General features: G+C 73.5%; 16 protein-coding genes and 1 pseudogene. 8 read left to right on the top strand and 9 right to left on the bottom strand.

Features of this window, described 5'->3' with window-relative positions:
- Nucleotides 1-5: 5 nt before the first annotated feature.
- Nucleotides 6-1,126, bottom strand: a pseudogene (locus tag ACH4N1_RS22930) (IS630 family transposase).
- Nucleotides 1,127-2,340: 1,214 nt separating this feature from the next.
- On the opposite strand from ACH4N1_RS22930, the gene ACH4N1_RS22925 reads away from it, so the two are divergent.
- Entirely contained in the window at nt 2,341-3,726 is a 1,386-nt protein-coding gene (locus tag ACH4N1_RS22925; RefSeq protein ID WP_398099620.1) for an MFS transporter, read from the top strand.
- Between the two features lie 72 nt (nt 3,727-3,798).
- Here ACH4N1_RS22925 and ACH4N1_RS22920 read toward each other — a convergent pair whose 3' ends face one another.
- The 4 genes from ACH4N1_RS22920 to lnt all read right to left on the bottom strand — a co-directional run bounded on the left by ACH4N1_RS22920 (nt 3,799) and on the right by lnt (nt 8,917).
- The gene (locus ACH4N1_RS22920; protein WP_398099618.1) at nt 3,799-5,829 is read right to left on the bottom strand and encodes a helix-turn-helix domain-containing protein; all 2,031 of its coding nucleotides are present in this window, start codon (nt 5,827-5,829) and stop codon (nt 3,799-3,801) included.
- Between the two features lie 76 nt (nt 5,830-5,905).
- A complete protein-coding gene (locus ACH4N1_RS22915; protein ID WP_398099616.1) occupies nt 5,906-6,706 on the bottom strand; it encodes a 3-hydroxybutyrate dehydrogenase in 801 nt (266 codons plus the stop codon).
- Between the two features lie 55 nt (nt 6,707-6,761).
- Nucleotides 6,762-7,241 carry an NUDIX hydrolase gene (locus ACH4N1_RS22910; protein WP_398099615.1) on the bottom strand — a complete coding sequence of 160 codons (480 nt, stop codon included), beginning with the start codon at nt 7,239-7,241 and terminating at the stop codon, nt 6,762-6,764.
- Between the two features lie 68 nt (nt 7,242-7,309).
- On the bottom strand, nt 7,310-8,917 hold the full coding sequence (lnt, locus tag ACH4N1_RS22905; protein WP_398099613.1) for an apolipoprotein N-acyltransferase: 1,608 nt from the start codon (nt 8,915-8,917) through the stop codon (nt 7,310-7,312).
- A 188-nt stretch (nt 8,918-9,105) separates the two neighbouring features.
- On the opposite strand from lnt, the gene ACH4N1_RS22900 reads away from it, so the two are divergent.
- Entirely contained in the window at nt 9,106-10,191 is a 1,086-nt protein-coding gene (locus ACH4N1_RS22900) for an O-antigen ligase family protein (RefSeq protein WP_398099611.1), read from the top strand.
- Nucleotide 10,192: 1 nt separating this feature from the next.
- Here ACH4N1_RS22900 and ACH4N1_RS22895 read toward each other — a convergent pair whose 3' ends face one another.
- Entirely contained in the window at nt 10,193-10,738 is a 546-nt protein-coding gene (locus ACH4N1_RS22895) for a hypothetical protein (protein WP_398099609.1), read from the bottom strand.
- A gap of 105 nt (nt 10,739-10,843) precedes the next feature.
- Complete coding sequence (locus ACH4N1_RS22890) at nt 10,844-11,629, bottom strand: glutamate racemase (protein WP_398099608.1); 786 nt, start codon at nt 11,627-11,629, stop codon at nt 10,844-10,846.
- A 39-nt stretch (nt 11,630-11,668) separates the two neighbouring features.
- On the opposite strand from ACH4N1_RS22890, the gene ACH4N1_RS22885 reads away from it, so the two are divergent.
- Nucleotides 11,669-12,880: a glycosyltransferase gene (locus ACH4N1_RS22885; protein WP_398099606.1), complete on the top strand. Its 1,212-nt coding sequence runs from the start codon at nt 11,669-11,671 to the stop codon at nt 12,878-12,880.
- Between the two features lie 15 nt (nt 12,881-12,895).
- Here the strand turns inward: ACH4N1_RS22885 and ACH4N1_RS22880 are convergent, their stop codons facing one another.
- The gene (locus tag ACH4N1_RS22880) at nt 12,896-14,203 is read right to left on the bottom strand and encodes a TerD family protein (RefSeq protein ID WP_398099840.1); all 1,308 of its coding nucleotides are present in this window, start codon (nt 14,201-14,203) and stop codon (nt 12,896-12,898) included.
- A gap of 295 nt (nt 14,204-14,498) precedes the next feature.
- On the opposite strand from ACH4N1_RS22880, the gene ACH4N1_RS22875 reads away from it, so the two are divergent.
- The 4 genes from ACH4N1_RS22875 (at nt 14,499) to ACH4N1_RS22860 (ending at nt 19,215) form a co-directional block, all read left to right on the top strand.
- Nucleotides 14,499-14,930 carry a DUF6643 family protein gene (locus ACH4N1_RS22875; RefSeq protein ID WP_398099604.1) on the top strand — a complete coding sequence of 144 codons (432 nt, stop codon included), beginning with the start codon at nt 14,499-14,501 and terminating at the stop codon, nt 14,928-14,930.
- Nucleotides 14,931-14,972: 42 nt separating this feature from the next.
- Nucleotides 14,973-15,797 carry an MOSC domain-containing protein gene (locus ACH4N1_RS22870; protein ID WP_398099603.1) on the top strand — a complete coding sequence of 275 codons (825 nt, stop codon included), beginning with the start codon at nt 14,973-14,975 and terminating at the stop codon, nt 15,795-15,797.
- Between the two features lie 205 nt (nt 15,798-16,002).
- Complete coding sequence (locus tag ACH4N1_RS22865) at nt 16,003-16,608, top strand: hypothetical protein (protein ID WP_398099839.1); 606 nt, start codon at nt 16,003-16,005, stop codon at nt 16,606-16,608.
- Nucleotides 16,609-16,776: 168 nt separating this feature from the next.
- Nucleotides 16,777-19,215, top strand: a complete 2,439-nt coding sequence (locus tag ACH4N1_RS22860; protein WP_398099601.1) for a right-handed parallel beta-helix repeat-containing protein — start codon at nt 16,777-16,779, stop codon at nt 19,213-19,215.
- Between the two features lie 342 nt (nt 19,216-19,557).
- Here ACH4N1_RS22860 and ACH4N1_RS22855 read toward each other — a convergent pair whose 3' ends face one another.
- Nucleotides 19,558-21,894 carry a hypothetical protein gene (locus ACH4N1_RS22855; RefSeq protein ID WP_398099599.1) on the bottom strand — a complete coding sequence of 779 codons (2,337 nt, stop codon included), beginning with the start codon at nt 21,892-21,894 and terminating at the stop codon, nt 19,558-19,560.
- 302 nt (nt 21,895-22,196) lie between these two features.
- Between ACH4N1_RS22855 and ACH4N1_RS22850 the strand changes: the two genes are divergently transcribed.
- Nucleotides 22,197-23,027 (top strand): DeoR/GlpR family DNA-binding transcription regulator, encoded by an 831-nt coding sequence (locus tag ACH4N1_RS22850; protein ID WP_398099598.1) that lies wholly within the window; start codon nt 22,197-22,199, stop codon nt 23,025-23,027.
- The last annotated feature ends 163 nt before the right edge of the window (nt 23,028-23,190 follow it).

Genomic DNA, 23,190 nt, shown 5'->3' with positions numbered 1-23,190 from the left:
GGTGTTCAGGCTGCGGGTGTGAGTGGGCGTCCGCCCCAGCGGATGCCCTTCTCGCTGCGGATGCGGGCGCGTTCCTTGCGTTGGGCGGCCAGGATGTCGGGGTGGCGGGCGTTGGGTTGCGCCAGCGCAGATAGGCGTGCAGGGCCCGGGTCTGCGCGGGATGGCTGGGGTGGTGGGAGTTGGCCAGGGTGAACTGCCGCAGCGGGCCGAAGTGGGCTTCGATCGGGTTGGCCCAGGAGGCGTAGGTCGGGGTGAAGCACAGCTCGACCTTGTTCTTCTTCGCCCAGCGGCGGATGTCCGCGCCGGTGTGGGCGGAGAGGTTGTCCAGGATGATGTAGATCGGGGCGCCGTCGGGTCGGGCGGCTCGGATCGACTTCAGAGCGGCCAGGGTGTTGGCGGTGCCTTTGCGGCGGCGGTTGATGCCCCACAGACGGTCGTCGCCCACGGAGTAGCAGCCGTGGAAGTAGGTGACGCCGTGGGTGCGGCGGTAGGTCGCCGGCAGTCGATTGGGCCTTGTCTGCTTCGCCCAGCAGGAGCCTGCGGTGGGCCGGATCCCCAGGGGCCCGAACTCGTCGAAGGCGAAGACCCGGTCGGGGAAGCGGTCCAGCACCTGCTCAATGCGGTCGAGCTTGGCCTCGCGATCAGGGTCGGGCGATTCCTTCCAGGTCTTGGTGCGCTGGAAGGTGATGCCGCGGCGCAAGAACAGGCACCGTAAGGCTTCACGGCCGATGCGGATGACGCGTCCGTGCACGCGGCGCAGGTAGGCGGCGAGTTTGCGGATCGACCAGCGGGTGAAGGGCTGGCCGAGCCTGGTGGGACGAGTGATGGCCGTCCGGATGACGAAGTCCTCGTCGTCAGGACTGAGCAGGCGGGGACGGCCTCCCGCCCACTGAGGGTCCAGGCAGGCCAGGCCGATCTCGTTGAACCGGTGAATCACATCGCGCACCGTGTCCTCGTCGGCCTGGACCAGCTGGGCGATCACCGGGACCCGGTTCCCGCCCGCCGAGGCCAGCAGCATCATCGCGCGCCGGTAGCGAACCGAACTGGTGCTGCCCCGGCGCACGATCTGCTGCAGCTTCTGCCCCTCCTGGTCGGTCAGTCGGCGTACACGGAAAGGCTCCGCCACTCGCACCTCCAGCGATCGAAACGAACGTGACCGCCCATCCAACCGCCCGAGCCACCAACCCGGCGAACCTTCCCGGTCACAGCACTAGGTAGTGCGAGGCCCCCGCCCAACACCACCCCTACGCTGGCGCGGACGATGCGGTCACGGTCCCCGGTCAGCTACACCACTTCACGGGACACGATCCGAAACGGCTGCTGGAGGTGCAGATCCGCGTAGCTGAAGGGATCCGGCCATCCACGGCTCCAGCCACGGCCGACCGAGGCGCGCCGTGAGGGGCGCGGATCCCTCATCCGGACGGTTGGGCGGGTGCGATCGCAAATCAGGTGCCCTCCGAAAGCGTCACAGGAACGCGGCCGCGTGTGGCGCCGAGCGCATCGTGCGCGCCAGCGCCGCCGATCTCACGGCGAAGCCGCACCGGAGCACTCCGGTGCGGCTTCGCCGTCGCACGGCTCCACGTAGACGACACGTCAGGATGGTTGCTGGCGGGGCTTCGCCGCATCACCGGCGCTCTCACAAGTCTGTCACCAACTACGGCGACTCCCCCCGGACTTACGCAACCACCCTGGACTGACGTGGACGCCCCAAGACGGTCTTTACAACTTGTGCCATGTGATACCGCAGGACTCTCACGCCGGTACCCCAGATCACCGGCCAAGATCCGGACCAGGCGGGACCAACTCAGCTCAACGGCAGACGACTTCACCCTTCTCCTCAGGTCAGAGGCGATGGTGAGCGTGTACAACCAGCAGACGAAGAAGCTCCTGGGACCAGGATGCACCGTGCCCAGACGCAGCGCCTTGCCCGTGCCGACGGTGGCTGAGCGGCAAGGCCGGACTCGGTCTCTCAGTCCGGTCACCTGCCGCGCAACGACTCCGAGGCGATCAATCCCAGATGCCCGAGTTCCACGGAGCGTAGTCAGCACCAAGTCAGCACGGGACAGGTGAGGACGGGTGATGACGTGGGATTTTAGTCAGCACCAAACCAGCACGGGAGTCAGCACGGCACCGTCAAATCGTGCTGAACTACGCGTCCCGGACGGCCCTCGTTTTGACCACCACCGGTCCCCTGAGACGCCTTTGCATGAGCCGGCATGGTGGCCGCACGCATAGCTGACCCTCGAACTATGTTGCCCCGCCACATGTGCGCCTGACCTGCGGATTCCTACGGTGTGGCGATACGCAAACGTCCCCGTCACACCTCAGGAAGTGGTGCCGATGTCGTCGCCCGCAACCGCTCCACCAGCTCCGAACAACCTCAAGCGCATCGTCGCCGCGTCCCTCATCGGCACCACCATCGAGTGGTACGACTTCTTCCTGTACGGCTCCGCCGCCGCGCTCGTCTTCAACAAGCTGTTCTTCCCGGGCTCCGATCCTCTCGTCGGCACGCTGCTGTCCTTCCTGACGTACGCGGTGGGATTCGCGGCGCGTCCGCTCGGGGCGCTGGTCTTCGGGCACTACGGGGACCGGCTCGGGCGCAAGAAGCTGCTGGTGCTCAGTCTGGTGATGATGGGCGGGGCGACCTTCGCGATCGGACTGCTGCCCACGCACGCGACCATCGGGACCGCCGCTCCGGTGCTGCTGACCGCGCTGCGTCTGGTGCAGGGCTTCGCGCTCGGCGGCGAGTGGGGCGGGGCCGTCCTGCTGGTGTCCGAGCACGGGGACGCGCGGCGGCGCGGGTTCTGGGCCTCGTGGCCGCAGACCGGGGCGCCGGCGGGGCAACTGCTCGCGACCGGCGTGCTCTCCTTCCTCACCGCCGTGCTGTCGGACGCCGCCTTCGGCAGCTGGGGCTGGCGGATACCGTTCCTGCTCTCCGGCCTGCTGGTGATCGTCGGTCTGTGGATTCGTCTCTCTGTCGATGAATCGCCGGTGTTCAAGGAGGCGTTGGCGCACGCCGAGGCCCGGAAGGCGACGGAGGCGGCCGCCGCCGAGAAGCTTCCGCTCGTCGCCGTGCTGCGGCACCACTGGCGTGACGTGCTCGTCGCGATGGGCGCGCGCATGGCGGAGAACATCTCCTACTACGTCATCACCGCGTTCATCCTCGTGTACGCGACGACCTCGGCCGGTGTCTCCCGCCAGACCGCCCTCAACGCCGTGCTCATCGCCTCCGCCGTGCACTTCGCGGTGATCCCGGCCTGGGGCGCGCTCTCCGACCGGGTGGGCCGGCGTCCCGTCTACCTGCTGGGCGCGGTCGGCATCGGGCTGTGGATGTTCCCCTTCTTCTCGCTCGTCGACACGGGCGGCTTCGGCAACCTCATCCTCGCCGTGACCGTCGGACTGGTCCTGCACGGCGCGATGTACGCACCCCAGGCCGCCTTCTTCTCCGAGATGTTCGCGACCCGGATGCGCTACTCCGGTGCTTCCATCGGCGCCCAGTTCGCCTCGGTCGCGGCCGGTGCGCCGGCCCCGCTCATCGCCACCGCGCTGCTGGCCGACTACGACAGCTCCACGCCGATCGCCCTGTACGTGATCGCCGCGTCCCTGCTGACGGTCGTCGCCGTGGGCGTGGCCAAGGAGACCCGCCACCGCGACCTGGGTGCCCTGGACGCCGCCCCCGAGGTGCGGGACACGACGGTCCGGACGCAGGACGCCCGCGTCCTCTGATCCCGGGCCCGGGCCCATGCCCGTGCCCGACCCGGCCCCCGGCCCCCGTGCCCCCCTGAGGGAGTACGGGGGTCAGTTCGGTATTCGGGCCGCCAAGCGGTGCAGCCGCAGCGCGAGTTGGATCTCCAGGGCGCGGGCGGGGCTCTGCCAGTCCTCGCCCAGGAGGCGTGCGACGCGCTCCAGGCGCTGGGCCACGGTGTTGACGTGGACGTGGAGGTCGTCCTTGGTGCGGGCCGGGCTCATGCCGCACGCGAAGTACGCGTCGAGGGTGCGCACCAGATCGGTGCCGCGTCGCTCGTCGTAGGCGATGACCTCGCCGATGGTGCGCTCCACGAAGCCCGCCACGTCCCGGGCGCCGGCGAGCAGCAGTCCCAGGAAGCCGAAGTCGTCGGCGGCCGCTCCGTCACCGCAGCGGCCGAGCAGCCGCAGTGCCTCGACGCACCGACGGCCCTCCTCGTAGGCGGCGACCACCGCGTCGGGGTGGGCGGCGGGGCCCTGGACGGGCGCGGAGGCGCCCACGGTGACCGCCTCGTGGACGGCGGTGCCGAGGTGGCGGGCGGTGCGGTGGGCCAGCTCCGTGGCGGTGTCGCCCGGTGCCAGCGGCAGCAGCAGGACGGTGCCGCCGTCCCGGGCGGCGGCCAGGCCGTGCCGGGTCGCCGCGAGGTGGGAGGCGGCGGACCACAGCCGCCGCCGCGCGTCCGCCTCCTGGTCGGCGTCGGCCGCGTCCGCCTCGAGCCGCGCGGCGAGGACGACATGGGTGGCGTCGAGGTCGGCACGCAGCCGGGAGGCACGCTCGCGCAGCACGCGCGGGTCGCGGTCGCGGGCGTCGAGGAGGTCGTCCAGCAGTTCGCCGCGGACGCGTTGTTCGGCCTCGGCGGCGGAACGCCTGGCGAGCAGCAGCAGGGAGGTGACCATCGCGGCCCGCTCCAGCGTGCGCTGGTCGACGGGGTCGAGGCCGGGGTGGCCGCGCAGGACGAGGGCGCCGAGCAGTTCGCCGCCCGCGGTCACGGCGGCGATCCAGTCGTCCTCGTGCCGCACGGCGTGGCCTTCAGCGCGGGATGTCTCCAGCGCCGCGGCAGGGGTCGCGCCGGCCTCGGCGAAGTCGACCGTGCCCGCCAGGACCTGGGAGACGGCCGCCGCCACGTCGTGGACCCCGCCGCCGCGCAGGACCAGTTCGGCGAGCCGGTCGTGGACGTCGGAGGCACGCTCGATGACGGCGCTGCGGTCCTGGATGATCTCGTGGGCGCGCTCCAGGCCCGCCAGTGCCGAGCGGGTCTCGGTGAGCAGGTTGGCGGTGTCGATGGCGGCCGCGGCCAGGGCGGCGAAGGAGCCGAGCAGGGCGATCTGCTCGCGCTCGAAGACCCGGGCACGCCGGTCGGCGGCGAACAGCACCCCGATGACGTTGGCCCCCAGCATCAGCGGGACGCCGAGGATGGCGACCAGGCCCTCGTCGTTCACGCCCGCGTCGATGGTCGTGGTGTGACGGAAGCGGTCGTCGCGGAAGTAGTCGTCGGTGACGTACGGGCGGGCCGTCTGGGCGACCAGGCCGCCGAGCCCCTCCCCCATGCCGAGGCGCAACTGCTGGAAGCGGGCGGCGACCGAGCCCTCGGTGACCCGCATGTAGGTGTCGCCCCTGACCGGGTCGTTCAGGCTGAGGTAGGCCACGTCGGTGCCGAGGAGGGAGCGGGCCCGCTGCACGATCGCCTGGAGGACGGCGTCCACGTCGCGCAGGCCGGCCAGGTCGTGGGCCGTCTCGAAGAGTGCCGACAGCTCGGCCTCCCGCCGACGGCGGCCCTCCAGTTCGGAGCGCACCCGCAGGGCGAGCCGCTTGGCGTGTTCGAGCGCGGTGATCCGCTCGGGCGGCAGTCCTTCGGTGCGCGCGAGCAGCACCGGCCGGTCATAGGCCTCGGCGGACGCGCCGCGGGCGAGCAGCTCCAGGAAGGGCGCCTCGGCACCGCCGGCACCGCTGGGCGCACCCGCCGCACCGGGCACACCAGGCACGCCCGCCGCAGCGGGCACGCCGGGGCCCGCCTCGGCGCCGTGCGCGGCGGCCTCGGCATCGCTGACGGAGCGCTCGACCGGCTCCACGTGATCGCGGGACATGCTCACAGGATTCCTCATGACCGGGCCGGCCCGTCAGGCCTGTGGAAAACTCCGGGCCCGCCGCTCGCCGGGCAGGTCAGTGCGCCGTCCAGCCGCCGTCCATGACCAGGGAGGTTCCGGTCACGAAGGACGCCCCGGGGCCGCACAGATAGGCGACGGCGTCGGCGACCTCCTCCGGTTCGATGAGCCGCTTGAGCGCGCTGTCCCGCAGGAGCACCTCGGCCAGGACGCGCTCCTGCGGCAGGTCGTGCGCCCGCGCCTGGTCGACGAGCTGCTTCTCGACCAGCGGGGTGCGCACATAGGCGGGGTTCACGCAGTTGGAGGTGACACCGTGCGGCGCGCCTTCGAGGGCGGCCGTCTTGGACAGTCCCTCGAGCCCGTGCTTGGCGGCCACGTACGCCGACTTGTAGGGCGAGGCGCGCAGTCCGTGCACGGAGGAGACGTTGACGATGCGGCCCCAGCCCTGCCCGTACATGTGGGGCAGGGCGCCGCGGATGAGCCGGAACGGTGCTTCCAGCATCACCGTGAGGACCGTGTGGAAGACGTCCGGCGGGAACTCCTCCAGCGGGCGTACCAGTTGCAGGCCGGCGTTGTTGACCAGGACGTCGGTGCCGGCGGCCGCGAGTTCGGCGGCGTCGAGGTCCGTGAGGTCCAGGACGTGCGGCTCGACGACGCCCGGCAGGCCCGCGGCGCTCTCGGCGAGTGTCTCCAGGCCCGTGGCGTCCCGGTCGACCGCGCGGACCTTGGCCCCCGCGGCCGCCAGCCGCAGCACGCATGCGCGGCCGATACCGCCGGCGGCGCCGGTGACGAGGGCGGTGCGGCCGTGGAGGTCGAGGGAGGGGGCGGAGGGACCAGGGGCGGCGGGGGGCGTGGTCATGCCTGTGACCTTAGGCAGCGCCGCCACCTCACCCCATGTGGTCCGCCCCCACACTTCAGCTGGAGCTCATGGATTCGAACCATGTGGGCTCGTCCGACAGCGCCTGCTTGATCCGGAACAGCGCGAACTCGTTCAGGTCGGGCAGGGCGTCCACCGTGAACCACCCGACCTCCAGCGACTCGTCGTCGTTGACGCGGGCCTCGCCGCCCACGGCACGGCAGCGGAAGGTGATGTCCATGTACTGGCAGACGTCGCCGTTGTCGTACGCGACCGGCTCCAGCGCCTGGACGAGGACGACCCGTTCGACCACGCACCGCACCGCGGTCTCCTCGAAGACCTCCCGCACGGCGCAGACGGCGGGCTGCTCCCCGGGGTCGGGGATGCCGCCGATCACCGCCCACCTGCCCGTGTCCGAGCGACGGCCGAGCAGCACGCGGCCCGCGTCGTCGAAGACGAGGGCGGTGACTCCGGGCAGCCACAGCAACTGGTGGCCCGCGACGGCCCGGATCTCGCGGATGAAGTCAGGAGTAGGCATGGACCCGACCCTAACGAGGCGCTCCGGCGACACCGCGCGCGTGAGGGACGCGCTCGCCGGGCGTACGGTTACACGCCACCGGCGCGCCGCCCGCGCACCCCGGCCCCGATCGCCCACCCGAGCCCGCCGGCGGCGACGAGCAGGAGGGCGATCTCGGGCAGGATGCCGAGCTTCGTCGCGGGGGTCTCCGAGGAGCGCAGCGGGACCTTCTGGACCAGGGAGTCCGCGACGAACATGCCGGTCTTCTGACTGATCCTGCCGTCGGGCATGATGATCGCGCTGACCCCGCTGGTCACCGGCACGGTGACGGTCCGGCTGTGCTCGACGGCACGCACGCGTGACATGGCGAGCTGCTGGTAGGTCATCTCGCTGCGGTCGAAGGTGGCGTTGTTGCTGGGTACGGAGATGAGCTGCGCGCCGTGGGTGACGGTGTCGCGCACGGCCCAGTCGAAGGCCGCCTCGTAGCAGGTGGCGAGGCCGACCCGGGCGTCGCCGAAGTCGAACACGCCGGGCTCGGTGCCCCGGCTGAAGTCCTGGTGGACCATCGAGGTCCACTCGTCGTTGACGGCGCCGATGAGGGAGCGCAGCGGGAGGTACTCGCCGAAGGGCTGGACCTGCCGCTTGTCGTAGGTCTGGGTGGCGCCCTTGTCGGGGTCCCACAGGATCTGCTCGTTGTACAGCTTGCCGTCGCGTTCGACGACGCCGCCGACGGAGATGGGCGCGTCGATCGCCTCGGCCGCCCGCTCGATGACGGCGGCGGCGTCCGGGTTGGCGAAGGGGTCGACGTCGGAGGAGTTCTCGGGCCACAGCACGAAGTCGGGCCGGTCCGCCTTGCCGGCCCTGACCTCGGCGGCCAGCCGCTCCGTCTCGCGCGCGTGGTAGTCGAGGACGGCCCGGCGCTGGGCGTTGAAGTCCAGTCCGAGGCGGGGCACGTTGCCCTGGATGACCGCGACCGTCGCGGTGCCGACCTCGGCCTCGTCGCTGACCAGGGGGCGGGCGGCCACCGCGGCCAGGACCGGGACGGCCATGCTGATCAGCGCGACCGCGGCGGCCGAGCGCCGCACCTCGCGCGTGCGGCGCCATTCGAGCGCCGTCCGGACGGCCTCGCAGAGGCCGAAACCGCACAGGACGACCGCGAAACCGAGGGCCGGGGTGCCGCCCAGCGCGGCCACCGGCAGGAAGACGCCGTCCGCCTGGCCGAACGCGATCTTGCCCCAGGGGAAGCCGCGGAAGGGTACGCGCGCGCGTGCCGCCTCTCCGGCGATCCAGATCGCCGCCGCCCACACCGGCCAGGCCGGCAGCTTCGACACCGCGGCGATCCCCGCGCCGACCAGCGCGACGAAGATCGCCTCGATGAGCACCAGCGCGATCCAGGGGCCGGGGCCCACCTCGACGCCCGTCCACACCAGCAGCGGCAGCAGGAAGCCGAGACCGAAGAGGTACCCGAGGCCGAATCCGGCCTTCCAGCCCCGGCCGCGCAGCAGCCCCCCGAGGAGGGCGAAGGCGGGCAGGGCCAGCCACCACAGGGTGCGCGGCGGGAAGCTGACGTACAGGAGCACTCCGGAGAGCGCCGCGGTGGCTGCCGGGACCAGACGCAGGAGCCGTGCGCCGCGCGACGGCGCGGTCGGGGGCTCCAGCTGGTCCGGCCGGTCCACGGAAGTAGCGGTGACGGTCACTCCGGGAGTGTACGGCGGGTCGGCTTCTGGCCTGCGGCACGGTCCCCCGGTGCCTCCCGCACGACTCGTGACCGAACCGCCCGGCAGCCGTTACGGTGAGGCAGTGCTCCTGTCGCGCGGGGCGGCCGGGGAGGTTTTCACGGTCCTGGGGCGACCGGGTACGGGGGTGGGGCGTGGGGTCGAGGGGGATGGCGTCCGCGGACGCCGAGGACGCGGACGGGGAAAGACGCGTCGTTTCCGACGCCGTGGGCGTGGTGGTCCTCGGGAGCTGCGCCACCTGGTCCCTGGTGACCGCCGCCGCGCGGGGCGGCCGTCCCGAGGGCGTCCTGCTCGCGGTGCTGGCCGTGGCCGCCGGTTACGCGGCGGGGCGGATCTCCGGCGTGCTGCTGCCCGTCGCGGCGCCCTGCGCCGCGGCCCTGGCCGGGCTCGGCCTGACGGCGGCGCTTCCACGGCTCGGCCCGGGGCCCGAGACCGTCACACCGCTGGGTCACGCCGGTGCCACCGTCGCGGTGCTCATCCTGTCGGCGGGAGCCGCCTGCTGCGCGGCCTGGGCGACTCCCGTGCCCGCACCGCGGCTCGTGCTGCGACTGCTGGCCTGCGGCACGGCGGCGGTCGGAGCCGCGCTGGGTTCGCCCACCGCGACGGTGAGCTGCGCCGCCGTCGTGCTGTGCTCCCTGGCCGCCGGGCGCATGCCCCACCGAGGGCGCGGCCTGGCGGGGCTGGCACTGGCCGCCGCCGCGGTCACGGGTCTGACGTGGGCGGCCGCCGGCGCCGCGCTGCCCGGTGGGCTCGCCGCGTCGCTGGAGGACCGGCTCACGCCCCGCCGGGTCGACCTGTGGCGCGACGCCCTCGACCTGGCGCGGCACGACGCCGGCCTCGGGGTGGGGCCGGGACGCTTCGGCGAACTGAGCGCGACGGCGGCGCGGACCACCCTGTCGGACGGCAAACCGCACTCGGCGCCGTTCCAGATGGCGGCGGAGCAGGGTGTCGTCGGGGTGCTGCTGCTGGCCGCGGCCTTCGGCTGGGTGCTGTTCGCCCTGTGGCACGCGGCCCGTCCGACGCCGGTCGTGCTGAGCGCGGGTGCCGCGCTGACGGGCGTGGCGGCCGTGGCCTCGGTCGGGAACGCGCTGAGCTTCACCACGGTCTCGGTCGGCGCGGGTCTGCTGGCGGGTCTGGCCACGGCCCGCCCCCTCGTCGTCGGACCGGCGTCGGGCACGGTCCCGGCCCGTTCGGGACGGGACCTGCGTTCCCGCGACGGCCGTCCGGCCGTCTGAGTCAGTGCGTCGCGTCCGGCGTGCCCTGCCGCAGGCGCGCCCGGATGACCCGTACGGCGGACTCCGCGTCGTCCACGGTGATCGTGAAGGTGTGCCCGTCCCAGAGCCGCAGGACCACGCCCTCCCCGCGCCGTACGACGACGGCGGTGCCCTTCTCGGGGCGCCAGCGGTAGCCCCAGCCGCCCCAGTGACGCGGCGTGACATGCGGCTCGAAGTCGGCCCCGGCGACGTGGGACAGCGGGATGCGGCGGCGCGGCACGCCGATGTGCCCGCAGCGCACTTCGAGGGACTCCTTGTCGAGCTTCAGGTCGACGTGGACGAAGGCGAGGGTGCCGAAGAGGACCAGCATTCCCGCGGCGATGCAGCCGACCACGGCCATGGCGAGCGGCGCGACGGAGGACGTCCAGGCGGACTGGACCGCCAGTTCGATACCGAGCGCCATGCAGGCCGCCCCGCCGAGCGCGAGCAGCCACTGGAACCGGTTGGTGGCCCGCCCGTGCCACACATCGGGGTGCCGGGCGGTCTCCTCGTGGGGCTGGTCCCTCATGTTGACGAGGTTACTCAGGTTTCGCTCCGCCGGTACCGTGTCGCGGAGGGTGACTGGGCCGGCCGTGCCACGGGGCGGACCGCGCGTCCGCCCCGTGGGCCGCGGTCACCGGACGGGGCTGGCCTCCTGGAGGAGTCGGCCTTCCGCGTAGGCGAGCGCGGGCACCGGCAGCGCGCCCTCGCGGCCGCTGAGGAGAACCGTCACCGCGCCGAGGGCCTGGGCCGCGGGCTCGGGGCGGGAGCCGATGCGGCGCAGTGCCTGGGCGGCCACGGCACCGGCCGATCCGTGCAGGACCAGCGGCGGGCGGCCCGCGCCCTGGACGGCGGCGCGGATGCGCTCGGCGACCAGTTCGTAATGGGTGCAGCCCAGGACGACGGTGGTCACCTCGTCGGGGGTCAGCGCGGCGGCCGCGGCGACCGCCGCGTCGATCGCCGTCTCGTCGGCGTGCTCCACGGCCTCGGCCAGTCCCCAGCAGGGCACCTCGGTCACCGTGACGCCGTCGGCGAAGTCGTCGATGAGGCCGCGCTGGTAGGGACTGCCGGTGGTGGCGGGGGTGGCCCAGATGGCGACGGGGCCGCCACCGGCCGCGGCGGGCTTGATCGCGGGCACGGTCCCGATCACCGGGATGCCCGGTTCGAGGCGGGCCCGCAGGGTGGGCAGCGCGTGCACGGTCGCCGTGTTGCAGCCGATGATCAGGGCGTCGGGCCGGTGGGCGGCGGCGGCCTCCGCGACCGCGACCGCGCGCGCGGTGAGGTCCTCGGGCGTGCGCGGGCCCCAGGGCATGCCGTCGGGGTCCAGGGAGAGCACCAGATCCGCGTCGGGTCGCAGGCGCCGTACCGCGGCGGTGGCCGCCAGCAGCCCGATTCCGGAGTCCATGAGCGCGATCTTCACCCGGCCACGATAGACGATGTGCTCCCGGGGCCCGCTCCCGTGGGGCAGACTGCGCGCGTGAGCGCCGTCGTGTGGATCTCCGCCGTTTCTCTCGCCGCCTGGCTGTGGCTGCTGCTCTGCCAGGGCTTCTTCTGGCGCACGGACGTCCGGCTGCCCCCGCGCGCGGAGCCCGCGGGCCCCGCTGGCCCCGCGGAATGGCCGCCGGTCTGCGTGGTCGTCCCCGCACGTGACGAGGCGGCGGTGCTCCCGGCCAGTCTGCCGTCGCTGCTCGCGCAGGACTATCCGGGGCGGGCGGAGGTCTTCCTCGTCGACGACGGCAGTTCCGACGGCACCGGGGAGCTGGCGCGTGAGCTGGCCCGGCGGCACGGCGGGCTGACGCTGACCGTGGACTCGCCGGGCGAGCCACCGCCCGGCTGGACGGGGAAGCTGTGGGCGGTGCGGCACGGCATCGCGCTGGCACGCGCGCGTGGACCCGAGTACCTGCTCCTGACGGACGCCGACATCGCGCACGCGCCCGACAGCCTGCGGGAGCTGGTCGCCGCGGCGCGCACCGGCGGCTTCGACCTCGTCTCCCAGATGGCGCGGCTGCGGGTGGAGAGCGTGTGGGAGCGGCTGGTCGTGCCGGCGTTCGTCTACTTCTTCGCGCAGCTGTACCCGTTCCGCAGGATCGGCCGGCCCGGGACGCGGACGGCGGCCGCGGCGGGCGGCTGCGTCCTGCTGCGCGCGGAGGCGGCCGGGCGGGCCCGGATCCCGGAGGCCGTCCGGCACGCCGTCATCGACGACGTGGCCCTCGCGCGTGCCGTGAAGGGGTCGGGGGGCCGTATCTGGCTGGGGCTGGCCGACCGGGTCGACAGCGTGCGCCCGTACCCGGGGCTGCGCGACCTGTGGCGGATGGTCTCGCGCAGCGCCTACGCGCAGCTGCGGCACAACCCGCTGCTGCTGCTCGGCACGGTGCTGGGCCTCGCCCTGGTCTACCTGGTGCCGCCGCTCGCGCTGCTCGGCGGGCTCGCCCTCGCCGTCCCGGCCGCCGCGGCACTGGGCGGCCTCGCGTGGCTGGTGATGACGGGGACCTACCTCCCGATGCTCCGCTACTACCGTCAGCCGCTGTGGCTCGCCCCGTTGCTGCCGTTCACCGCCCTCCTCTATCTCCTGATGACGGTGGATTCCGCGGTTCAGCACCACCGGGGGCGGGGAGCGGCCTGGAAGGGCCGCACCTACGCCCGTCCGGACCCGGTGGCCGACGAGGGCTGAGCCCGCACCCGCCGCCTATTTGCGGCCGGGCGTCCAGTTCATGCCCCAGCCGTAGGCGTGGTCCACGGTCCGCTGCGGGCTCACCCCGCGCTCGGGCACCAGGTAGCGGGCCTCGCGCTGGACGACGAGGTCGTCGCCGGTGCGGGTGATCAGCGCGAGCGCGCACACGGTCGAGGGGACGGTGCACTCGTCCAGGGAGAAGTCGATCGCGGCACCGAACTGCGGCTGCAACGTCACCGTGGCGTGCAGGTCGGCGAAGGAGCGGGCGCCCTCGTAGACGGTCACGAAGACGAGGAGGCGCCGGAAGGCGTCCTTGTGGTCGAGGTTGACCGTGAGGTTCTCCCCGGTGGTCACGGCGCCCGTGCGGTCGTCGCCGTCGAGGAGGATGTAGGGCGGCTGGTGCAGGGCGCCGAAGGCGTTGCCGAGGGCCTGTACGACGCCCTTGCGTCCGTCGGCCAGCTCGAACAGCGCGCACAGGTCGAGGTCGAGGTCGTTGTGGAGCGCGACCGCCCGGCCGCGTTTGCCGCCCCACTGGGAGAACTGCTTGCGCACCTCCCAGTTGAGGTTCACCCGCATGACGCCCGAGGTGCCGCCCTGCTTGGTCAGCGACACCGACGGGGCGGCCTTGGTGAGCGTCACCTTGGTGAGGCGGACCGGGGCCGCGGGCGGAGCCGGCGGCGGGGGCGGGGTGGCGTGGACGGGCGGGGGTACGGTGACCGGGAAGGCCGGCACGGTCGGCGGTGGGGGCGGGGGCGTCGGGGCGGTGGCCGGTCGCGGTGCGGTGGGCCGCGGTGCGCCGTGCTGCGGTTCGTCGACGGTGATCCCGTAGTCCGTGGCCAGGCCTTCCAGGCCGCTGTCGTAGCCCTGGCCGACGGCGCGGAACTTCCAGGCTCCCTGGCGGCGGTAGAACTCGCCGAGCACGAACGCCGTCTCGACGGTCGCGCCGGTGGCGTCGTACCGGGCCACCACCGTGTTCCGTGCCGCGTCCCGTACCTCGACGGCGAGGTCGGGCACCTGGCCGAAGGTGCCGCCGTCCGCCGAGGCGGCCAGGACGACGGTCTCGATCGCGGGCTCCACGCGCGCGAGGTCGACGAGCAGCGTGTCGGTCACCCTGCCGCCCAGGTCCCGTTTGCCCTCGTGCCGGACCGCGCCGGAGGAGTGGGCCGGCTGGTTGTAGAAGACGAAGTCGGCGTCCGAACGGACCTTCCCCGCGACCAGCAGCAGGGCCGAGGCGTCCGCGTCGGGGACGCCCGGTCCCGACCGGCGGCCCACCTCGACCCGCAGCGCCGTCGTCGGCACCGGAACATTCGATCCTTTCGGCATGGACATGCCTACCCCCTCGCTTTCACCGGCCGGACCGCACGCTCCGGCACCCTTCGGGACGTCTGCTCGTCAACCTATTCGCCCGGACCGGGAACGCCCATCCGCAGGGCCACAAGATCCCTGGCCAACCGCCGGTAACCCACCGGGAACTCGGCCTTTACACGATCTGGACCACGATTGCCGCCCCTTTTTGCCAAGTTCGCTCGCATTGGGTATCCGGAGTCATCGCCGACACGGAAAACAACCCTCTTATCGGTCTCCCCAACCAGCACATCGTGGGCTTAACTTATGTGCCATGACCTCCCCCCGCTCCACCTATGGCGGCGGCTACTACTCCGCCTCCTTCCCGGACACCCCGATCTACGACTCGCTCGTGGCCGAGCGGGGCACCCCGCAGATCGCCCCGATCCGGGTCCCCGCCGCGTACGACACGGGCAGCAACCTGCCCGCGTTGCCGTCGGCACTGCCCGCCCTCCCGGCGGCCCCGTCCCCGTACGGCTACGGCTACCCGCAGGCGCAGCAGCCCGCTCCGCTGCAGCAGGCGCCGGCCGCCTACATCCCGCCGCAGGCCACCGCGCCGCGCGGCTACCCCGGCCCGCAGATGCAGCAGCCGCCGCGCCCCGCCGGACCCGGCACGGGGTACGACGCGATGCGCCCCGCGGCTCCCCGGCCCGCCGCGCCCCAGTACCAGGACCCGTACAACAACCAGCAGTACCGCGGTTACTGAGCCGCCCCGGGGACAGTCGCCGCCACCTGGCAGGATGAGGCCATGGGGAATGCCGAGCTGCTGTCGATCCACGTCCATCCGGTCAAGGCGTTCCGGGGCCAGGCGCCCCGGGAGGCCGAAGTGGAGCCCTGGGGGCTGGCCGGAGACCGACGCTGGGCGCTGATCGACCACGGGGGAAAGGTCGTCACCCAGCGTCAGCAGCCGCGCCTCGCACAAGCCGCCGCCGAGCTCCTGCCCGGCGGCGGTGTCCGTCTGTCCGCGCCGGGTCTGGCGCCGCTGACCGTCTCCGTGCCGCGGCCGATCGGAACGGTCCCGTTGGAGATCTTCCGCGACAAGGTGGAGGGGGTCCTCGCCGACGAGGCCGCGCACGCCTGGTGCAGCGCCCATCTCGGCGCCGACGTACGTCTGGTGCACATGGACGACCCCGCGAAGCGCCGCGCCGTCGACCCCGAGTACGGGCTGCCCGGCGAGACGGTCGCGTTCGCCGACGGGTATCCGCTGCTGGTCACCACCGTCGCCTCGCTCGACGCCCTCAACTCGCTGATCGCGCGGGGGGAGCACGCCTCGGAGGGGCCGCTGCCGATGAACCGCTTCCGGCCGAACCTGGTCGTGACGGGCACGCGGCCGTGGGCCGAGGACGGCTGGTCGCGTCTGACCGTCGGCGAGGTCGGTTTCCGGGTCGCCAAGCCGTGCGGCCGGTGCGTGGTGACCACGACCGACCAGACCACCGCGGAGCGCGGCAAGGAGCCCCTCCACACGCTGGGACGGCACCGGCGGCTGGGCGGAAAGCTGGTCTTCGGACAGAATCTGGTGCCCCTCTCCCGCGGCACCGTGCGGGTGGGCGACCCGGTCACCGTCGTGGGTTGACGGGCGCGGTGCGCGTCGGCGCCTCCGGGCGGGGACCGAGGTGCGGCACTCCTGGGAACCCCGGCCCGCCCTTCGGCCGTTGTGCTTTTCGTGAGACGTTCATGAGAGGTCCCGGCTGCGGGTGATGTGGCTCTCCCTTCGCCCGGATCCGCGTGTGAACGGCTCCACGGGGGATCGTCACGGAGCGGGAAAGGGGGTGCCGGTGGTGCGGGCGATCGGTGGAATCTGGCGCTGGCGGCACAATCCGTTGCGCCGTACGACGGATCTGGTCGAGGCCTGGGTGGCGCTGACGGCCCTGCTCCTGATCCTGTTCGTGGCACCCGTCGTCGGCTCCCTCGTCGGCGCCGTCGCACAGGACAGCTTGCAGCACACCGTCCGCGACCAGCGCCTCGCCCGCCACCAGGTCCCGGCGACCGTGGTGCGCGGGCTCGGGGGTTCGCCACCGGAGGCGGATCCCGAAAGCCTCTCCGGGCGGGACGGCCGCGCCCGCGTGGTCGCCGACTGGACCGCGCCCGACGGCACCCCGCACCACGGCACGGTCCTCGCCGGCCTCACGTCCCCTCATCGGGGCGACCACTTCCCGCTGTGGACCGACACGCACGGCCGTCCGGTGGGCCGCCCTCTGGACCCCGCCACCGCGACCACCCACGCCGTCCTCGCCGGATTCGGCGCGGCCCTGCTCACGGCGGGCGTCGTCGAGGGGCTCCGAAGACACGCCGTCCGGCACATGGTCCGCCGCCGGTACGCCCGCTGGGACCAGGCATGGGACCGGGCGGGTCCGGACTGGGGCCGTACCGGAGCCGGTAGCTGACAGCCTTCCGTCTCTGGTCAACCCACCGCCCGCGCGCACGCTACGGTGGACCGGCCGAGCATTCGGCATCGACCCGCGCGCGAGGGAGCCGCAGGGGTGCGGCACGGCCGGCGCACCCCGCGAACGACCGAGTGATCAGCAAGACCGAGGTGGGGGCACAGCAACGCCATGGCACAGGGCACGGTCCAGGTGACGCACACCGGCACATCGAGGTGGCGGCGCCGCACGGGTGAGTACGCGTCGCTCGCCGCCGCTCTGGAGGCCGCGGCCGAGGGCGACGTGCTCACCATCGCTCCCGGCACCTACCGGGAGAACCTCGTCGTGCAGCGTGCGGTGACCCTGCGCGGCCCCGAGGGCTCCCCCGGCTCCGTCCGCATCGCGCCCGTGGACGGCGTGCCGTTGACCGTGCGGGCCTCGGCCGTGGTGCAGGACCTGCACGTGGAGGGCCAGGACGCGGCGGCGCCCGCGGTGCTCGTCGAGGAGGGCACTCCCGAACTGCTGGACCTGAGGATCGTGACGCGGTCCGCGGCCGGCGTCGAGGTGCGCGGCGGCGCGCGTCCGACGGTCCGGCGGTGCACCGTCGACAACCCGGCCGGCATCGGCATCGCCGTGGTCGACGGCGGCGGCGGTGTCTTCGAGGAGTGCGAGGTCGTCGCGGCCGGACAGGCCGGCGTCGCCGTGCGCGGGGGCGGTCGTCCCCGGCTGGAGCGCTGCCGGGTGCACCACACCTCGGGGGCCGGTCTGAGCGCGACCGGTGACAACTCCGCCCTGGAGGCGGTGGGTTGCGAGGTCTACGAGGTCCGGGGCAGTGGGGTGCAGATCACCGCCCGTGCCACCGCGCACCTCACCGACTGCGAGGTGCACCGCACCACCGGCGACGGGGTCACGCTCGACACGGACGCCGTGCTGACCCTGGCCGACTGCCGGATCCACGAGATCCCGGAGAACGCGGTCGATCTGCGGTCGCGCTCCGTGCTGACGCTGACGCGGACGACGGTGCGTCAGTTCGGGCGCAACGGCCTGTCGGTGTGGGACCCGGGCACCCGGGTCGACGCCAACCAGTGCGAGATCTTCGACAGCACCGGCGACTACCCGGCCGTCTGGGTCAGCGACGGCGCCACCGTGGTCCTCGACTCCTGCCGGGTGCACGATGTACCGGACGCCCTGTTCGTCCTCGACCGCGGTTCGCGCGCGGACGTCGTCGACAGCGACCTCTTCCAGGTGCGCAACACGGCCGTGTCGGTCAGCGACGGGGCGACCGCCCAGCTCGACGACTGCCGGATCCGGGACGCGGCGACCGGCGCCTGGTTCCGCGACCACGGCAGCGGCGGCACGCTCAACAACTGCACCGTGGACGCCACCCAGACCGGCGTGATCGTCACCAAGGGCGCCGACCCCACGGTGGAGCGCTGCACCGTCGACTCCCCCGCCGAGGCCGGCTTCTACGTGTCGGCGGGCGGCCGCGGCAGCTTCCTGAACTGCCGGGTCACCAACAGCGGCGGCTACGGCTTCCACGTGATAGACGGCTGCCGTACGACGCTGCGCAAGTGCCGGACCGAGCGCTGCGCGCGGCGGGGGTACGAGTTCGCGGACGCCGGCCCGGACGGCGCGGCCGGCTCCGGTCCCGTGGTCGAGGACTGCACGAGCGACGAGAGCGCCGGCGTCCCCACGCCGGGCGCGCGGGAGACCTCCGTGGAAGCGGCGCCCTCCTCGCCGGGGCTGCTCGGCGCGCTCCCCGAGCAGCGTGCCACCGTGCCCGAGGCGCGACCGGTCGCGGCCGAGCCGGAGCGGCCGGTGCGGGCCTCCACGGACGTGATGGGCGAACTCGACGCCCTGGTGGGTCTGGAGAGCGTCAAGCGCGAGGTGCGGGCGCTGACCGACATGATCGAGGTGGGCCGGCGCCGCCAGCAGGCCGGTCTGAAAGCGGCCTCGGTCAAGCGGCATCTGGTCTTCACCGGCTCCCCCGGCACCGGCAAGACGACGGTCGCGCGTCTCTACGGCGAGATCCTCGCCGCGCTGCACGTCCTGGAGAAGGGCCATCTGGTCGAGGTGTCGCGCGTCGACCTGGTCGGCGAGCACATCGGCTCGACCGCGATCCGCACCCAGGAGGCCTTCGAACGGGCGCGCGGCGGTGTGCTGTTCATCGACGAGGCGTACGCGCTCTCCCCGGAGGACGCCGGGCGTGATTTCGGCAAGGAGGCCATCGACACGCTCGTGAAGCTGATGGAGGACCACCGGGACGCCGTGGTGGTGATCGTCGCCGGGTACACGGCCGAGATGGAGCGGTTCCTGTCGGTCAACCCCGGTGTGGCGTCGCGTTTCTCGCGGACCATCACCTTCGGCGACTACGGCCCCGACGAACTGCTGCGGATCGTCGAGCAGCAGGCCGAGGAGCACGAGTACCGGCTGGCGCCGGGCGCCCCGGAGGCGCTCCTGAAGTACTTCACGGAGATCCCCAAGGGCGCCGCCTTCGGCAACGGCCGCACGGCCCGCCAGACCTTCGAGGCGATGGTGGAACGCCACGCGAGCCGCGTCGCCCACGTCCCGGACCCGAGCACGGACGACCTGACCCTGCTGTACGCGGAGGACCTGCCGGAGCTCGCCTAGGCCGAGGACCTGTCCGGCGGATCACGCCGGACAGGTCCTCGTGCCGCGGCAGTCAACGTTCGCCCCGTCGCGACGCCCGCCACGCACCGGACGCCGCTCCTCGACGGGCAGACGTCGCCTGCCGCGGCACTAGGGCGTGTCTCGAAAGTGGCGTCGTCTGCCCGAAGGGCAGGCCCGGCGGCGTCTGGTGCGTGCGATCGCAAGGCGGAGGGCCGTCCCGATACCGGTGGTATCGGGGCGATCCCGACAACGCGGCTGGGGGTGCCCCCTCCGGGGGAGTGCGTGCCAGGCGTCGCCGGGCTGGGGGCACCCCCTCTGGGGGAGGGACTTTCGAAACACGCCCTAGCCGTCCGCCGACGCCTGTGCGCGCTGGGTCGGGAGGTCCGGCCGCAGGCGGGACAGCAGGCGTTCGCGTTCCTCGGCGAAGGCCGGGTCCGCCTGGTAGTCGGAGTGGCCCAGGATCGGTGAGGGCAGGGGGTGGGCGTCGGTGCGGCCGTAGGCCAGGGGGTCGGCGAGGGCGGCGCGGTCGACCTCGGGGCCGCAGTCGTCGCCGGACAGCCGGACCGGGCCGCCGATCGGGTCGGTGGGGCGGTGGAGGTTGCGCCAGCAGTCGATGTCCTCGTGCAGGGCGTTCAGCGCGGCGGGGCCGAAGTGGGCCGGGAACCAGCGGCCGTAGAGGCGCTCGATCGGGGAGCCGTAGGTCAGGAGGGCGACGCGGCCGCGGTCGGCGGGGCTCAGTTGCCAGGCCGCGGCGGCGGCGAGGACGCTGCCCTGGGAGTGGCCGGAGATCACCAGGCGTCCGCCGGTGGCGCGGGTCCAGGTGGCCATGCGCCAGGTCAGGTCGGGAACCGCCCGCTCGGCGTAACAGGGCGGGGAGAAGGGGTGCGCGGCCCGCGGCCAGAAGGTGCCGACGTCCCAGAGGATGCCGATGGTGCGGCGCGCGGAGGCGTCCTTGTAGGCACGCCGGCCCCAGGTGACGAAGAGTATGAAGCCGAGCCCTATCAGCCAGGAACCGAGTGCCTGGCCGGTCTGGGCGGCGCCGTGGACGAGGGGGTGGGCGTGCTCGGCGGCCCGGTCGGGGGTCCGGCCGGTGGCGAGGGCGCCGACGAGGGCGCCGGCGCCGAGGAGCAGGGTCGCGGTGGAGGTGACGGCGACGAGGAGCGGGGCCCGGTCGGTGAGCGTGGCCATGGCGCGGGCGCGGGCGATGCGCTGGGTGCGGGCCGGGTCGCCGGGGTGGACGCCGTACTCGCGGGCCACCGCGACCCGCTCGGCGCGGGACAGCCGCGCGGCTCCCCGGGCGAGCAGGCCGCACAGGGCGAGCAGCACGATCAGCAGTGCCGGGATCATGGACGCCTGCCAGGTCAGCAGCACCGGTGGTCCGGCGAGGAAGGTGCCGGTGCCGTCCAGCCAGTCCGAGACGCGCTGGGACACTCCGCCGGACATCACGCTGCCGAGGGCGCAGGCGAGCATCGCGACGGCGGGGCCGCCCAGGCCTTTCAGGGCGGCCCGGCCTTGCGGGTCGCTCCCGGCCCGGCGGTACAGGACCGAGGCGACGACCGCGAGGGCGATCACCAGCGCGCCCTGGACGAGGGCGATGCCGCCGAAGGTCACGTCCCCCGGCAGCCGGCCGGCGGACCGCCACGCGGGGCGTTCCCACCCGGCGTACACGAAGGTGAGGACGAGCAGGACGAGGGCGGTCAGCGGCAGGCGCCGTACGAGGTGGGCGTCGAGGCGGCGGTCCAGGCGGTGCTCGCTGCGGCCCCTGCGGCACACCACCCAGACCGTGGCGAGCGCGCCGGCGGCCAGGGCGGCCTCCAGGAGCCGGCCGAGGGCGTCGAGCAGGGCGGGACCGCCGGGCGCGTGGTCCTGGCGTGCGGCGGCGGTGCCGACGGCGGCGGCCACCGTGAGCAGGCCGGCCGCGGTGTGGGCCGCGCGCAGCCGGGCGACCAGACGGCGCCCGTACCAGAAGCCGGGGCGGCCGAGGGCGGTGTCGCCGAGCGCGTCCTCGGGTTCGGTCCGGGCGTTCGGCGGCTCCTGGGACTCGTACGCCCGCCAGGTGCGGTGGGACAGGTACCAGAGCAGGACGGTGAGGGCGGTCGGGACGAGGGCCGCGAGGGCGAGGCGGCGGCCGGGCAGGCTCCACCAGCCGCCGTCGGACACGGTCGGGGACAGGAAGCCCAGCCAGGTGTGCCGTTCGGCGCACGCGCGGGTGCCCGCGCACTGCCAGGCCGTCAGATCCAGGGCGACCTCGCAGGCGGCGGCGACGAGCAGGACCGTCAGGGTCAGGCCGGTGAGCCGCACCAGCAGTCCGTACAGGCGGACCGCGCGGGTGCGTTGCCGGGCGGCGGGGCGCATCCAGTGGGCGAGGTTGACGACCATGAACGGCAGCAGCAGGAGCCACAGGGCGCGGGTGCCGTTGCCGGAGGTGAGGTTGGACCAGACGTAGGCCTCGGGGACCGGCCGGTCCCGCGGTGCGCCGGCCGCGGCGTTCTCGGTGTTCTCGGCGTCCACGTCGCCCTCGCGCCGGTACACGGCGGCCGTGTCGTCGCCGGTGATCCGCACGGTACGCGGATCGTTCAGCATCTTCTCGGGCGTGGCTCCGCCCACGCCGTGGACCAGGAGTTCCAGTGCGGCCGAGGCCGCCGGGCCGGTCGAGGCTCGTTCCTGCGCACGTTCCACTGTTCTCGCACTTCCCCCGTGACGCGCTGTCGTTCCGTGTGCGTGCGGCACAAGGATCGCCGCTGCGCGGCGCGTGCGCACGCGTTGTCACCGAATATCCCCGTTCCGTGTGGGGATCGGGACCGCCGGGTGTCTTGGTTGTGACATGCCCGCGACGGGTGGGGGGTGGTACGGCCGGTGGTGGCCCGTGCGAGGATGGGACGCCCGCACGGCCGCCGACCGGCAGAATGTCCTTGTCGGGGCAGGTGCGCGGGCGTGCCGGACGGAGTGGGTCGGCTTGAGTCGAGAGGACCGGAGCGTACGTGAGTGAGAATCAGAACCTCCTCGCGGAGCAGCGGCGCGCCCTGATCCTCGACGAGGTCCGGCGCCGGGGTGGTGTCCGGGTCAACGAGCTGACCCGCAAGCTCGGCGTGTCGGACATGACGGTGCGCCGCGACCTCGACGCGCTGTCCCGTCAGGGTGTCCTGGAGAAGGTGCACGGCGGTGCGGTGCCGATCGTGGAGGCGAGCACCCACGAGCCCGGTTTCGAGGCCAAGTCGGGCCTGGAACTGAGCGCCAAGGAGGACATCGCGCGGGCCGCCGCCGAGCTGGTCGCTCCGGGCAGCGCGATCGCGCTGTCGGGCGGGACGACGACGTACGCGCTGGCCCACCAGCTGGTGGACGTGCCGGATCTGACGGTGGTGACCAACTCGGTGCGCGTGGCGGACGTCTTCCACATGGCGCAGCGCACCTCGGGTCCCCGGCAGGGCGCGGCGACGGTCGTGCTGACCGGCGGCGTGCGCACGCCGTCCGACTCGCTGGTGGGACCGGTCGCCGATCAGGCCATCGCGGCGCTCCACTTCGACGTGCTGTTCCTCGGTGTGCACGGGATATCGGCCGAGGCCGGTCTGTCCACGCCGAACCTGGCGGAGGCCGAGACGAACCGGCGTCTGGTGCAGTCGGCGCGCCGGGTCGTGGTGGTCGCCGACCACACCAAGTGGGGTGTGGTGGGCCTGAGCTCCTTCGCGGCGCTGGAGCAGGTCGACACGCTGGTGACGGACGCCGGGCTGCCGGGCGCGGTCCGCGCGGAGATCTCCGAGCATCTGCGGCAGCTGGTGGTGGCCGGTGAGGCCGCCGCGGACGCGGACGTCTGAGAGAACGCCGGTGAGGGCGGCGGGCCCGTTTCCCCGGTGCCGAGGAGGTGCCCGGACGGCTCGTCGCCCGCCTCCCGAAGGACCGGGCTTCGCCACGACCGCGCCGGTACGGCTCGTCCTCGCCGGGAAGAGACGTCGCCGGGGAGACGTCGGCGGGGAGATC

Source organism: Streptomyces sp. NPDC017202, from assembly GCF_044331705.1.
Lineage (GTDB): Bacteria > Actinomycetota > Actinomycetes > Streptomycetales > Streptomycetaceae > Streptomyces.
Note: the sequence above shows the minus strand (reverse complement) of the source record. Positions and strands in the feature narration are given on the sequence as shown.

Coding starts and splice junctions, on each gene's coding strand:
- ACH4N1_RS22875 (WP_398099604.1), top strand. CDS start 14,499: ATGACCTCCCCCCGCTCCACCTATGGCGGCGGCTACTACTCCGCCTCC.
- ACH4N1_RS22920 (WP_398099618.1), bottom strand. CDS start 5,829: ATGTCCCGCGATCACGTGGAGCCGGTCGAGCGCTCCGTCAGCGATGCC.
- ACH4N1_RS22860 (WP_398099601.1), top strand. CDS start 16,777: ATGGCACAGGGCACGGTCCAGGTGACGCACACCGGCACATCGAGGTGG.
- ACH4N1_RS22880 (WP_398099840.1), bottom strand. CDS start 14,203: ATGCCGAAAGGATCGAATGTTCCGGTGCCGACGACGGCGCTGCGGGTC.
- ACH4N1_RS22915 (WP_398099616.1), bottom strand. CDS start 6,706: ATGACCACGCCCCCCGCCGCCCCTGGTCCCTCCGCCCCCTCCCTCGAC.
- ACH4N1_RS22870 (WP_398099603.1), top strand. CDS start 14,973: ATGGGGAATGCCGAGCTGCTGTCGATCCACGTCCATCCGGTCAAGGCG.
- ACH4N1_RS22895 (WP_398099609.1), bottom strand. CDS start 10,738: ATGAGGGACCAGCCCCACGAGGAGACCGCCCGGCACCCCGATGTGTGG.
- ACH4N1_RS22910 (WP_398099615.1), bottom strand. CDS start 7,241: ATGCCTACTCCTGACTTCATCCGCGAGATCCGGGCCGTCGCGGGCCAC.
- ACH4N1_RS22900 (WP_398099611.1), top strand. CDS start 9,106: ATGGCGTCCGCGGACGCCGAGGACGCGGACGGGGAAAGACGCGTCGTT.
- ACH4N1_RS22925 (WP_398099620.1), top strand. CDS start 2,341: ATGTCGTCGCCCGCAACCGCTCCACCAGCTCCGAACAACCTCAAGCGC.